This is a genomic window from Nocardioides sp. YR527 (assembly GCF_900101045.1).
Classification (GTDB): Bacteria; Actinomycetota; Actinomycetes; order Propionibacteriales; family Nocardioidaceae; genus Nocardioides.
Genome location: NZ_FNFN01000005.1, coordinates 190,115 through 202,317 on the forward strand (window position 1 = coordinate 190,115; position 12,203 = coordinate 202,317).

Annotated in this window: 9 protein-coding genes; 8 read left to right on the forward strand and 1 reads right to left on the reverse strand. The window is 69.9% G+C overall.

Annotation, left to right across the window (positions count from 1 at the left end; genetic code table 11):
* The first annotated feature begins 173 nt into the window (after positions 1-173).
* On the forward strand, positions 174-1,076 hold the full coding sequence (purU, locus tag BLT25_RS16490; RefSeq protein ID WP_091048058.1) for a formyltetrahydrofolate deformylase: 903 nt from the start codon (positions 174-176) through the stop codon (positions 1,074-1,076).
* Between the two features lie 28 nt (positions 1,077-1,104).
* Positions 1,105-3,609 carry a GcvT family protein gene (locus tag BLT25_RS16495; protein WP_091048061.1) on the forward strand — a complete coding sequence of 835 codons (2,505 nt, stop codon included), beginning with the start codon at positions 1,105-1,107 and terminating at the stop codon, positions 3,607-3,609.
* Between the two features lie 68 nt (positions 3,610-3,677).
* Here the strand turns inward: BLT25_RS16495 and BLT25_RS16500 are convergent, their stop codons facing one another.
* On the reverse strand, positions 3,678-4,376 hold the full coding sequence (locus tag BLT25_RS16500; RefSeq protein ID WP_091048062.1) for a GntR family transcriptional regulator: 699 nt from the start codon (positions 4,374-4,376) through the stop codon (positions 3,678-3,680).
* Positions 4,377-4,487: 111 nt separating this feature from the next.
* Here BLT25_RS16500 and glyA point away from each other — a divergent pair, with 111 nt between their 5' ends.
* Genes glyA through BLT25_RS16530 form a run of 6 tightly spaced genes read left to right on the forward strand, consistent with a single transcriptional unit; the run spans position 4,488 to position 12,201 of the window.
* Complete coding sequence (gene glyA / locus BLT25_RS16505) at positions 4,488-5,783, forward strand: serine hydroxymethyltransferase (RefSeq protein WP_091048065.1); 1,296 nt, start codon at positions 4,488-4,490, stop codon at positions 5,781-5,783.
* The gene (locus BLT25_RS16510; RefSeq protein ID WP_091048066.1) at positions 5,783-7,000 is read left to right on the forward strand and encodes a sarcosine oxidase subunit beta family protein; all 1,218 of its coding nucleotides are present in this window, start codon (positions 5,783-5,785) and stop codon (positions 6,998-7,000) included. Before glyA ends, BLT25_RS16510 begins: the two co-directional genes overlap by 1 nt.
* Before the next feature lie 12 nt (positions 7,001-7,012).
* Entirely contained in the window at positions 7,013-7,303 is a 291-nt protein-coding gene (locus tag BLT25_RS16515; RefSeq protein ID WP_091048069.1) for a sarcosine oxidase subunit delta, read from the forward strand.
* Positions 7,300-10,203, forward strand: a complete 2,904-nt coding sequence (locus BLT25_RS30475; RefSeq protein WP_091048070.1) for a 2Fe-2S iron-sulfur cluster-binding protein — start codon at positions 7,300-7,302, stop codon at positions 10,201-10,203. Before BLT25_RS16515 ends, BLT25_RS30475 begins: the two co-directional genes overlap by 4 nt.
* Before the next feature lie 4 nt (positions 10,204-10,207).
* Positions 10,208-10,828 carry a sarcosine oxidase subunit gamma gene (locus tag BLT25_RS16525; protein ID WP_256328633.1) on the forward strand — a complete coding sequence of 207 codons (621 nt, stop codon included), beginning with the start codon at positions 10,208-10,210 and terminating at the stop codon, positions 10,826-10,828.
* Entirely contained in the window at positions 10,828-12,201 is a 1,374-nt protein-coding gene (locus BLT25_RS16530; RefSeq protein ID WP_091048075.1) for an L-serine ammonia-lyase, read from the forward strand. The genes BLT25_RS16525 and BLT25_RS16530 overlap by 1 nt, the downstream gene beginning before the upstream one ends.
* Positions 12,202-12,203 lie beyond the last annotated feature (2 nt).

Sequence of the window (12,203 nt, forward strand, 5' to 3'; positions counted from 1 at the left end):
CAGTCCGCTCCACAGACCGGCTCGCTCGTGCCTCGGCGCGGGGGAGCCGGTCTTCTGCATCTGAGGCGACCAGCCGTTCGGGACGTACAGACCCTTGACGGCGCTCTGAGAGCCGTTCTACGATCATTCTGATATATGAGTTGTGTATCATTACCGGCAATCAGGAGCCCAGCATGACCATCAGTCCGCCAAGCTCGACCGCTGTTGCGTCCGTGGCGACCGTCCCGACGGCGACGACCAACGTCCTCACGCTCTCCTGCCAGGAGCGCCCGGGGATCATGCAGGCGGTCACGAGCTTCCTGTACGACCGCGGCTTCGACATCCTCGAGCACCAGCAGCACGACGACCGGATGGGAGAGCTGTTCTTCCTCCGGACCGAGTTCGCCGCTGCCGACGGCGCCGACGTCGATGAGCTCACCGCCGCGTTCGGGCCGATCGCGGACCGGTTCGGGATGTCGTTCACGTTCCACGACGAGCGCAAGCCGCGGCTGCTGGTGATGGTCTCCAAGTTCGGGCACTGCCTCAACGACCTCATCTTCCGGTGGCGCGGGGGGACCCTGGACGCCGAGATCGCGGTCGTCGCCTCCAACCACGAGGACCTCCGCCCGATGGCGGAGGCGGCGGGCCTGGAGTTCATCCACATTCCGATCACGCCGGAGACCAAGCCGCAGGCCGAGCAGCGCATGCTCGACCTGGTCGATGAGTACGACATCGACCTGGTCGTCCTCGCCCGCTACATGCAGATCCTGTCCGACGGCCTCTGCCGCCAGCTCGAGGGACGCGCGATCAACATCCACCACTCGTTCCTGCCCGGCTTCAAGGGCGCCAAGCCCTACCACCAGGCGCACGCGCGGGGCGTGAAGCTCGTCGGCGCCACCGCCCACTACGTCACCGCCGACCTCGATGAGGGCCCGATCATCGAGCAGGAGGTCAACCGGGTCGACCACACCTACACCCCGCAGGCCCTGGCTCACGTCGGCCAGGACGCCGAGTGCCTCGCGCTCTCGCGCGCCGTCCGCTGGCACTGCGAGCACCGCGTCCTCATGCACGGCTCCAGCACCGTCGTCTTCCGCTGACCACCAACCCGAACCTCAGGAGTTGCTCATGCCATCCTCCCGCAGCACCGTTTCGCCCCGCACAGTCATCATCGGCGCCGGCATCGTCGGCACGAACCTCGCGGACGAACTCGTGTCCCGCGGGTGGTCCGACATCACGGTCGTCGAGCAGGGCCCGCTCAACCTGCCCGGCGGCTCGACCTCGCACGCTCCCGGTCTCGTCTTCCAGATCAACCCCTCCAAGACGATGACCCTGTTCGCCAAGTACACCGTCGAGAAGTTCATGGGCCTGGAGAAGGACGGCTTGAGCTGCTTCAACCAGGTCGGTGGTCTCGAGGTCGCGACCACCGAGGCCCGCGTCGCCGAGCTCTACCGCAAGCTCGGCTACGCGAAGTCCTGGGGGATCGACGCCCGGGTCGTCGGTCCCGCCGAGTGCAAGGACCTCTACCCGCACATCGACGAGTCGCAGGTCCTCGCGGGCCTGCACATCCCCACCGACGGCTTGGCCCGAGCGGCCCGTGCCGTCGACCTGCTCATCGAGCGTACGCGGGCGGCCGGCGTCACCTACCTCGAGCACACCACGGTCACCGGTGTCCTCCAGGAGGGCGGCCACGTCACCGGCGTGGAGACCACCGCGGGAGTCGTCGAGGCCGACATCGTCGTCTCCTGCGCCGGGTTCTGGGGCGTCGAGGTGGGGAAGCTGGCAGGCACCGACGTGCCGCTCCTCCCGCTGGCCCACCAGTTCATCAAGACCACGCCCGTCCCGGTCCTCGCCGGCAAGCACGAGCAGCCCGACGGGGCGACCCTGCCGATCCTGCGCCACCAGGACCAGGACCTCTACTTCCGCGAGTGGGGCGAGGGCTACGGGATCGGCTCCTACGCCCACAAGCCGATGCCGTACGTCGCCTCCGACCTCGGCCCGACCCCGGAGCACGTCGACCACGACAACATGCCATCGCGCCTCGACTTCACGCCGGAGGACTTCGAGGGCCCCTGGGACGAGTGCCGCAAGCTGCTCCCGTGCCTGCAGGAGGCGGAGATCGCGGAGTCGTCGTTCAACGGCATCTTCTCGTTCACGCCCGACGGCGGGTCGCTCGTCGGTGAGTCCCGCGACGTCGACGGCTTCTGGGTCGCCGAGGCGGTGTGGGTCACCCACTCCGCCGGCGTCGCCCGCGCGGTGGCCGAGGTGCTGACCACCGGACGCTCCGAGTACGACCTCGCCGACTGCGAGCTCAACCGCTTCGAGGAGACGCAGCTGGCCCCGGCGTACGTCAGCGAGACCTCGCAGCAGAACTTCGTCGAGATCTACGACATCCTGCACCCGCTGCAGCCCAAGGAGTCGCCGCGCGACATCCGGGTCAGCCCGTTCCACGCCCGCCAGGTCGAGCTCGGCGCCTTCTTCCTCGAGGCCGGGACCTGGGAGCGCCCGCACTGGTACGAGGCCAACGCGGCCCTGCTGGACCAGCTGCCCGAGGAGTGGAAGTCGCCGACGCGCGATGACTGGTCGGCCCGCTACCACTCGCCGATCGCGGCCGTCGAGGCGTGGAAGACCCGCACCGCCGTCGCCATGTACGACATGACTCCGCTGCGCCGCCTCGAGGTCTCCGGCCCCGGTGCCGAGACGCTGCTGCAGCGGCTCACCACCGGCGACGTGGCCAAGAAGCCCGGCGCGGTGACGTACACCCTGTTCCTCGACGAGGAGGGCGGGATCAAGAGCGACATCACCGTCGCCCGGCTCGAGGACGAGCTCTACCAGGTCGGTGCCAACGGCACGGTCGACCTGGCGTACCTGCGCCGGGAGGCCCGCAAGCTGCGCGCCGAGGACCCGTCGCTGGCCGCCCACGTCCGCGACACCACCGGCGGCACCTGCTGCATCGGCCTGTGGGGGCCGCTGGCCAGGGACCTGATCGCGAAGGTCAGCACCGACGACTTCACCAACGACGGGCTCAAGTACTTCCGCGGCAAGCGGGCCACGATCGGTGGGATCCCGGTCACGGCCCTGCGGCTGTCCTACGTCGGCGAGCTCGGCTGGGAGATCTACGCCTCCGCCGAGAACGGCCAGAAGCTGTGGGACGTCCTGTGGAACGCCGGCCAGGAGCACGGCGTCGTCGCCGCCGGCCGGGCCGCGTTCGGCGCGCTCCGGCTGGAGAAGGGCTACCGGTCCTGGGGCGCCGACATGACCACCGAGCACGACCCGTACGAGGCCGGTGTCGGGTTCGCGGTGAAGTCCGCCAAGGAGGATTTCGTGGGCAAGGCGGCGCTCGAGGGCCGCTCGGTGGAGACCTCGGCCCGCCGCCTGCGCTGCCTCACCATCGACGACGGCAAGTCCATGGTGCTCGGCAAGGAGCCCGTGCTGTCGGGCGAGACCGCGGTCGGCTACGTCACCAGCGCGGCGTACGGGTTCACGATCGGCAAGCCGATCGCCTACGCCTACCTGCCGGCGGAGATCGGTGAGGGCGACCAGGTCGAGATCGAGTACTTCGGTCAGCGGATCGCGGCCACGGTCACTCCGGAGCCGCTCTTCGACCCGACCATGAGCCGTCTGCGCGGCTGAGACCTCGGGTGTGGATCGGGCGCCGGCCGGGTGGGCCGGCGCCCGATCGCATATTTCGAACGACGCGGTCAGAGGACGCGGCGGACCTCGGTGGCGAAGCTGTCGATGTGCTCGCGGGTCAGCCGCTCGGCGCGCTCGGCGTCGCCGTCGGCGATCGCGTCCAGGAGCTGGGCGTGCTCACAGATGTGGGAGGCCAGGTCGGGGAGCTTGTCGACGACCAGGCACCAGATCCGCGTCGCCAGGTTGTCGTACCTGATCAGTACGTCCTCGAGGTGCTTGTTGCCGGTCGCTTGGTAGATCATCCGATGCACCGACATGTCGAGGCGCATCAGCGTGGACCGGTCCTCGCCGGTCGCGTCGAGCCGGCGCACCCGCTCGGCCATGGCCCGCAGCTCGGCCCGCATCGGCTCGGTGGCGGCGCTCGCCGCCCGGTTCGCGGCGAACGGCTCGAGCTGCTGGCGCAGGTCGGAGATCGCGCCCAGCTCGGTCACGTCGACGGCCGTCGCGAACGTGCCCCGGCGCGGGTAGGAGACGACCAGATGATCGGTCTCCAGGCGCTTGAGGGCCTCGCGCACCGGGGTGCGACCGAACCCGAGGGACTCCGCGAGCCTGCCGTCGTTGATCGGCTCGCCCGGCCTGATGTCGAGCATGATCAGCCGGTCCCGGATGCGCTCATAGGCCGCGTACGCCAGCGAGGTCACGGGGTTGATCGCTGGGCTGATTCCTGGGCCGCTCGCCGTCCGGACGGGTGTCTGAACGTCGGTCATTCGATGTCACCGCTTTCTGATCTGGACCGTTGACAGCGGTCTTCGCTACCAAGCATACTGGTCATCCAGAACTGATATATCAATCGTACTTCAAGAGTTTGGGAGTTCATCGTGGTTGACGTCCTGACCGCCTCGCTCGCGGACCTCGATCCCGAGGTCCGCGAGCAGATCGATGCCGAGCTGAGCCGCCAGCAGACGACGCTGGAGATGATCGCCTCGGAGAACTTCGCTCCCGCCGCCGTCATGGAGGCTCAGGGATCGGTTCTCACCAACAAGTACGCCGAGGGCTACCCCGGCCGCCGCTACTACGGCGGCTGCGAGCACGTCGACGTCATCGAGCAGCTCGCGATCGACCGCCTCAAGGCGCTCTTCTCCGCGGAGTACGCCAACGTGCAGCCGCACTCGGGCGCCCAGGCCAACGCCGCCGCGATGTTCGCCCTCCTCGAGCCCGGCGACACCATCCTCGGCCTCTCGCTGGCCCACGGCGGCCACCTGACCCACGGGATGAAGATCAACTTCTCCGGCCGCCTCTACCAGGTCGTTCCCTACGAGGTGAGCCGCGAGGACTTCCTGATCGACATGGCCGAGGTCGAGCGTCTCGCCCTCGAGCACCGGCCCAAGCTGATCGTCGCCGGCTGGTCCGCCTACCCCCGCCAGCTCGACTTCGCGGAGTTCCGCCGGATCGCCGACCTGGTCGGCGCGCGCCTCATGGTCGACATGGCCCACTTCGCCGGCCTGGTCGCGACCGGCCTGCACCCGAACCCGGTGCCCTTCGCCGACGTCGTCACCTCGACCACGCACAAGACCCTCGGCGGCCCGCGCGGCGGCGTCATCCTCAGCAACGACCCCGCCATCGCCAAGAAGATCAACTCCTCGGTCTTCCCGGGCCAGCAGGGTGGGCCGCTCGAGCACGTCATCGCCGGCAAGGCGGTCGCTTTCAAGGTCGCCGCGGAGCCCGAGTTCCGCGAGCGCCAGGAGCGTACGCTGCGGGGTGCCCGCATCATCGCCGAGCGGCTGCTCGCCGACGACGTCGCGGCCGCGGGGGTCACGGTGGTCAGCGGCGGCACGGACGTCCACCTCGTGCTGGTCGACCTGCGCGACTCCGAGCTCAACGGTCAGGACGGCGAGGACCGCCTCCACCGCATCGGCATCACCGTGAACCGCAACGCGGTCCCGTTCGACCCGCGCCCGCCGATGGTCTCCTCCGGCCTGCGGATCGGCACGCCCGCGCTCGCCACGCGCGGGTTCGGCGACACCGACTTCAGCGAGGTGGCCGACATCATCGCGGCCGCGCTGAAGGACGACTTCACCGAGGAGACGGCCGACGCACTGCGCGCCCGGGTCACGAACCTCGCCGAGAAGCACCCGCTCTACCCCCACCTCCTCGAGTCGAACGGAGCCGAGTGATGGCAGACCTGCTCCCCGAGCACCCCGACTTCCTCTGGCGCAACCCGGAGCCCAAGTCGTCCTACGACGTCGTCATCATCGGCGGCGGCGGGCACGGCCTGGCGACGGCCTACTACCTGGCCAAGAACCACGGCATCACCAACGTCGCCGTCCTCGAGCGCGGCTGGCTCGCGGGCGGCAACATGGCGCGGAACACGACGATCATCCGGTCCAACTACCTGTGGGACGAGTCGGCGGCGATCTACGAGCACTCCCTCAAGCAGTGGGAGGTGCTCCCCGACGAGCTCGACTACGACTTCCTCTTCAGCCAGCGCGGCGTGCTCAACCTGGCTCACACGCTGCAGGACGTACGCGACTCGGTGCGGCGCTGCGAGGCCAACCGCCTCAACGGGGTCGACGCGGAGTGGCTCGACGCCGACCAGGTGAAGGAGGTCTGCCCGATCATCAACACCAGCGACGACATCCGCTACCCGGTCCTCGGCGCGACCTACCAGCCGCGCGCGGGCATCGCCAAGCACGACCACGTCGCCTGGGCGTTCGCCCGCAAGGCCGACGAGCTCGGTGTCGACCTGATCCAGGACTGCGAGGTGACCGGGATCGTCAAGGACGGCAACCGGGTGGTCGGCGTGCAGACGAGCCGCGGCACGATCTCGGCCGGCAAGGTCGCACTGTGCGCGGCGGGTCACTCCAGCGTCCTCGCCGAGATGGCCGGTTTCGACCTGCCGATCCAGTCGCACCCGCTCCAGGCGCTCGTCTCCGAGCTCCACCAGCCCGTCCACCCGACCGTGGTGATGTCGAACCACGTCCACGTCTACGTCTCCCAGGCCCACAAGGGCGAGCTGGTCATGGGCGCGGGTGTCGACGCCTACAACGGCTACGGCCAGCGCGGCGGGTTCCACGTGATCGAGGAGCAGATGGCCGCGGCCGTCGAGCTCTTCCCGATCTTCGCCCGTGCGCACCTGCTGCGGACCTGGGGCGGCATCGTCGACGTCACGCCGGACGCCTCCCCGGTGGTGAGCAAGACACCGATCGACCAGCTCTACGTGAACTGCGGCTGGGGCACCGGCGGCTTCAAGGGAACTCCCGGGGCCGGCTGGACGATGGCGCACACGATCGCCCACGACGAGCCCCACGAGTACAACGCACCGTTCGCTCTCGAGCGATTCAGCACCGGTGCCCTCATCGATGAGCACGGCGCCGCCGCCGTGGCCCACTGAAAGGAGCCGACGATGATCCTCATCAGCTGCCCCGACTGCGGCGCCCGCGACGAGACCGAGTTCCACTACGGCGGTCAGGCCCACGTCCCCTACCCGGAGGACCCGAGCACCCTCAGCGACGAGGAGTGGGGTCGCTACCTCTTCTACCGCGAGAACACCAAGGGCATCTTCGCCGAGCGCTGGGTCCACAGCTCCGGCTGCCGCAAGTGGTTCAACGTCCTTCGCGACACCGTCACCTACCGCATCGCCGCCGTCTACCGGAACGGCGAGCCACGCCCCACCCTGGATGGAGACTCGCAGTGAACACGACGTCCCACCGCCTCACGGACGGCGGCCGCATCGACCGATCGACCCGTCTCGCCTTCAGCGTCGACGGCCAGGAGTACGCCGGCCACGCCGGTGACACCCTCGCCTCGGCACTGATCGCCAACGGCGTGCTCGAGTGCGGTCCCTCGCTCTACCGGCAGCGCCCCCGTGGCGTACTCGCCGCCGGGCTCGAGGAGTCCAACGCGCTGGTCAAGGTCCGGCGTCCCGGCGACTCGGTCGACGAGTCGATGCTCCCGGCCACGACCGTCGAGCTCGTCGACGGGCTCCGGGCCGACTACCTCAGCGGCCTCGGCGATCTCGACCCCGGCAACGACACCGCGGTCTACGACAAGAAGTACGTCCACACCGACGTCCTCGTCATCGGCGCCGGCCCCGCCGGGCTCGCCGCGGCGCGCACCGCCGCCGCCACCGGCGCCCGGGTGATCATCGTCGACGACCAGCCCGAGCTCGGCGGGTCCCTCCTCTCCACCCGAGCCCTCACGATCGACGGCGTCGACAGCGACACCTGGCTGCGCGATGTCACCGAGGAGCTCGCGGCAGCCGCCGAGGTCACGGTCCTTACCCGGACCAACGCCTTCGGCAGCTACGACGCCAACTACGTGATCGCCCTCGAGAGCCGGCTGGACCACCTCGACGCGTCCGCCAAGGAGGCCCTCGCCGGTCTGTCGCGACAGCGGCTGTGGCACATCCGGGCCCAGCAGGTCGTCGTCGCCACCGGTGCGCACGAGCGCCCGCTCGTGTTCGGCAACAACGACCGCCCCGGCGTCATGCTCGCCTCCGCGGTCCGCACCTACCTGAACCGCTACGGCGTGGCCGCGGGCTCCGACGTCCTGCTCGCCACCACGAACGACAGCGCCTACGAGGTCGCCGCCGACCTGTCCGCCGCCGGAGTCCGGGTGGCGGCCGTCGTCGACGCCCGCGGCGAGCGGTCCGAGGCCGCCCGTCGTGCCGAGGAGGCCGGCATCGAGGTCGTCCTCGGCTCCGCCGTCCTCGACACCGCCGGGGACCCGCGGGTCACCTCCGCGACGGTGTCTGCGATCGACGCCGGTGGCGCCGCGGTCGGCGAGCGGCGACAGATCGCCTGCGACGTCGTCGCCGTCGCCGGCGGCTGGAGCCCCGTGGTCCACCTGCACAGCCAGCGGCAGGGCAAGGTCCGCTGGGACGAGGACCTGGCCGGGTTCGTCCCGGCCGGCGATGTCGCCGGCCAGCAGGTCGTGGGGTCCGCCCGCGGCAGCTACACCCTCGACGCGTGCCTCGCCGAAGGACGGCATGCAGCGGCGACGGCGCTGCTCGCCACGGGCTTCGCCGGCGAGGCCCCGGCCGGGCCGCTCCCGGCAGCGACGGGTGACGGCACGACCCGCGCTCTGTGGCTCGCCGCCGAGGAGGGCGTACCGCTGGACGACCTGGTCGACCACTTCGTCGACTTCCAGCGCGACCAGACCGTGCACGACGTGCTCCGGGCGACCGGCGCCGGCATGCGCAGCGTCGAGCACATCAAGCGCTACACCTCGATCAGCACCGCCAACGACCAGGGCAAGACCTCAGGGGTCAACGCCATCGGGGTCATCGCGGCCGCCCTCAACGACGGGCGCAGCCCCGGTGAGATCGGCACGACGACGTACCGGGCGCCGTACGCTCCGATCCCGTTCGTCGCGCTCGCCGGTCGCGAGCGGGGCGACCTCTTCGACCCCGCCCGGCTGACCTCGATCCACCCCTGGCACGTCGCGCAGGGTGCCGAGATGGAGATCGTCGGCCAGTGGCTGCGGCCGTGGTACTACCCGCAGGCCGGCGAGTCGCTCGACGAGGCCGTGCTCCGCGAGTGCGCCGCGGTCCGCGAGTCCGTCGGCATGATGGACGCGACCACCCTGGGCAAGATCGAGGTGTGGGGGAGCGAGGCCGGTGAGTTCCTCAACCGGATCTACACCAACGCCTTCAAGAAGCTCGCCCCCGGATCCGCCCGCTACGGCGTCATGTGCACGCCCGACGGGATGATGTTCGACGACGGCGTCACGCTCCGCATCGACGAGGGCCGCTACTTCATGACGACGACCACCGGCGGGGCCGCCAAGGTCCTCGACTGGCTCGAGGAGTGGCACCAGACCGAGTGGCCGACCATGGACGTCAGCTTCACCTCGGTCACCGAGCAGTGGGCCACCGTCGCCGTCGTCGGCCCGAAGTCACGTGAGGTGATCGCCCGGATCGCCCCGGACCTCGACGTCAGCAACGACGCGTTCGGTTTCATGACGTTCCGGGAGACGACGCTCGCCTCGGGCATCCCGGCGCGGGTGTGCCGGATCTCCTTCTCCGGCGAGCTCGCCTTCGAGGTCAACGTCGAGACCTGGTTCGGTCAGCAGGTGTGGGAGGAGATCCACGCCGCCGGCCAGGACTGGGACATCACCCCGTACGGCACCGAGACCATGCACGTCCTCCGCGCGGAGAAGGGCTACCCGATCGTCGGTCAGGACACCGACGGGACGGTCACGCCCCAGGACGCGGGCATGGAGTGGATCGTCTCCAAGGCGAAGGACTTCGTCGGCAAGCGGTCCTACCAGCGGGCCGACACCTCCCGCACCGACCGCAAGCACCTCGTCTCGGTGCTGCCCGTCGACAAGTCCTTCAGGTTGCCCGAGGGCACCCAGCTGGTCGAGGCCGGTACGCCGATCACCCCTGCCGAGGGACCGGTCCCGATGCTCGGGCACGTGACCTCGAGCTACCACAGCGCCGCGCTAGGACGCTCGTTCGCGCTGGCACTCATCAAGGATGGCCGCAACCGCATCGGCCAGACCCTCGTCGCGCCGGTCGGGGACCGACTGGTCGACGTCGTCGTCGCTGAAACCGTCCTCTACGACCCGGAAGGAACCCGTCGCGATGGTTGAGACCATGATCGAACCGATCGACAAGAAGACCTCGGATCTGCGCGTCAGCCCAGCCCAGCACCTGCACGGCGACTTCCTCGTCGCCGGTGTCACGGGAGCCTTCGGGGTGCGGGTGCGCGAGGAGCAGTTCCTCACCATGGTGAGCCTGCGGGTGCCGGTCGGCTCGGCCGACAGGGACCGCCTGGCCCAGATCCTCGGCGCCGAGCTCCCCGCCCGCTGCGGTGAGGTCGCCACCGGCCACGACGTGGTCGTGATGTGGCTCTCGCCCGACGAGTACCTGGTCATCTCGCAGAGCGTGGCCGGCTCGACCTTGGCCTCCTACCTGCGCGCGGGCGTGTCCGAGGGTGCTGCCGCGGTCGTCGACCTCTCGGCCAACCGCACCACCCTCCGGCTCGAGGGCCCCTCGGCGCAGGCGGTCCTGGAGAAGGGCTGCCCGCTCGACCTGCACCCGAGGACCTTCGCCACCGGCACGGCGTTCGCCACCAACATCGGTCGTGTCCCGGTGCTGCTGTGGAAGGTCGACACCGACTCCTACCGGATCCTGCCGCGGGCGTCGTACGCTGACTACCTGGGCCGCTGGCTGATCGACGCCATGGCCGAGTTCAAGGTGCTGGGATCCGGCTGATGGCTCTGAGCGTGTTCGACATGTTCTCCGTCGGCATCGGGCCGTCGTCCTCCCATACGGTCGGCCCGATGCGAGCGGCGGTGCAGTTCACCGACGCACTCAAGGCTGGTTCGAGGCTCGACGCCGTCGCCCGGGTCCAGGTGGAGCTGTTCGGCTCCCTCGGTGCCACCGGCCACGGGCACGGCTCCGACAAGGCGGTCATCCTCGGTCTCGAGGGCAACCGGCCCGAGACCGTCGACACGGACAACGCCGACGCCCGGGTGGCCGAGGTCCGTGCCTCCCGGCGGCTGCGGCTCGCCGGCGCCCGAGACATCGAGCTCGACGCCGACGACGTCGTCATGCACCGCACCCGCACCCTCCCCGCCCACCCGAACGGCATGGTCTTCCGGGCCTTCGGTGCCACGGGGGAGGTGCTCCAGGAGAGCACCTACTACTCGGTCGGCGGCGGCTTCGTCGTGGACGAGGACGCAGCCGGCGCCGACCGGATCGTCGAGGACGCGACCCCGATCCCGTACCCGTTCACCACCGGCGCGGAGCTGCTCGCGGTCTGCGCCGAGTCGGGCAAGCGGATCAGCGACGTCATGATGGCCAACGAGCTGGCGTGGCGTACGGAGGACGAGGTGCGCCACGAGCTGCTGCACATCTGGTCGGTCATGCAGGAGTGCGTGCACAACGGGTGCACCCGCGTCGAACCCACGCTCCCCGGCGGACTGAAGGTCCCTCGTCGAGCCCCCGGCCTGTACGCCCATCTGCACGCCTCCACGGACGAGACCGACCCGCTCCGGGCGATGGACTGGGTCAACCTCTTCGCGCTGGCCGTCAACGAGGAGAACGCCTCGGGTGGCCGGATCGTGACCGCTCCGACCAACGGCGCCGCGGGCATCGTCCCGGCCGTGCTCCACTACTACGAGAAGTTCGTGCCCAGCGCCGACGAGGACGGGATCGTGAGGTTCCTGCTCGCCGCCGCGGCGATCGGGATCCTGTTCAAGATCAACGCGTCGATCTCCGGAGCCGAGGTCGGCTGCCAGGGCGAGGTCGGCTCGGCCTGCGCGATGGCAGCCGGCGCCCTGTGCGAGGTGCTCGGTGGCACCCCGGAGCAGGTCGAGAACGCGGCCGAGATCGGGATCGAGCACAACCTCGGGCTCACCTGCGACCCCGTCGGCGGGCTGGTGCAGATCCCCTGCATCGAGCGCAACGCCATCGCCAGCAACAAGGCCATCAATGCCGCCCGCATCGCCGCCCGCGGCGACGGCAGCCACCGGGTCTCCCTCGACGCCGCGATCAAGACCATGCGCGAGACCGGGGCCGACATGAAGATCAAGTACAAGGAGACCTCCCGCGGAGGCCTCGCCGTCAACGTCATCGAATGCTGACG

What these genes read in the sequence shown, in the direction of transcription:
- BLT25_RS16515 (WP_091048069.1), top strand. Translation starts at nt 7,013, where the DNA reads ATGATCCTCATCAGCTGCCCCGACTGCGGCGCCCGCGACGAGACCGAG.
- BLT25_RS16495 (WP_091048061.1), top strand. Translation starts at nt 1,105, where the DNA reads ATGCCATCCTCCCGCAGCACCGTTTCGCCCCGCACAGTCATCATCGGC.
- purU (WP_091048058.1), top strand. Translation starts at nt 174, where the DNA reads ATGACCATCAGTCCGCCAAGCTCGACCGCTGTTGCGTCCGTGGCGACC.
- BLT25_RS16510 (WP_091048066.1), top strand. Translation starts at nt 5,783, where the DNA reads ATGGCAGACCTGCTCCCCGAGCACCCCGACTTCCTCTGGCGCAACCCG.
- BLT25_RS16525 (WP_256328633.1), top strand. Translation starts at nt 10,208, where the DNA reads ATGATCGAACCGATCGACAAGAAGACCTCGGATCTGCGCGTCAGCCCA.
- BLT25_RS16530 (WP_091048075.1), top strand. Translation starts at nt 10,828, where the DNA reads ATGGCTCTGAGCGTGTTCGACATGTTCTCCGTCGGCATCGGGCCGTCG.
- BLT25_RS16500 (WP_091048062.1), bottom strand. Translation starts at nt 4,376, where the DNA reads ATGACCGACGTTCAGACACCCGTCCGGACGGCGAGCGGCCCAGGAATC.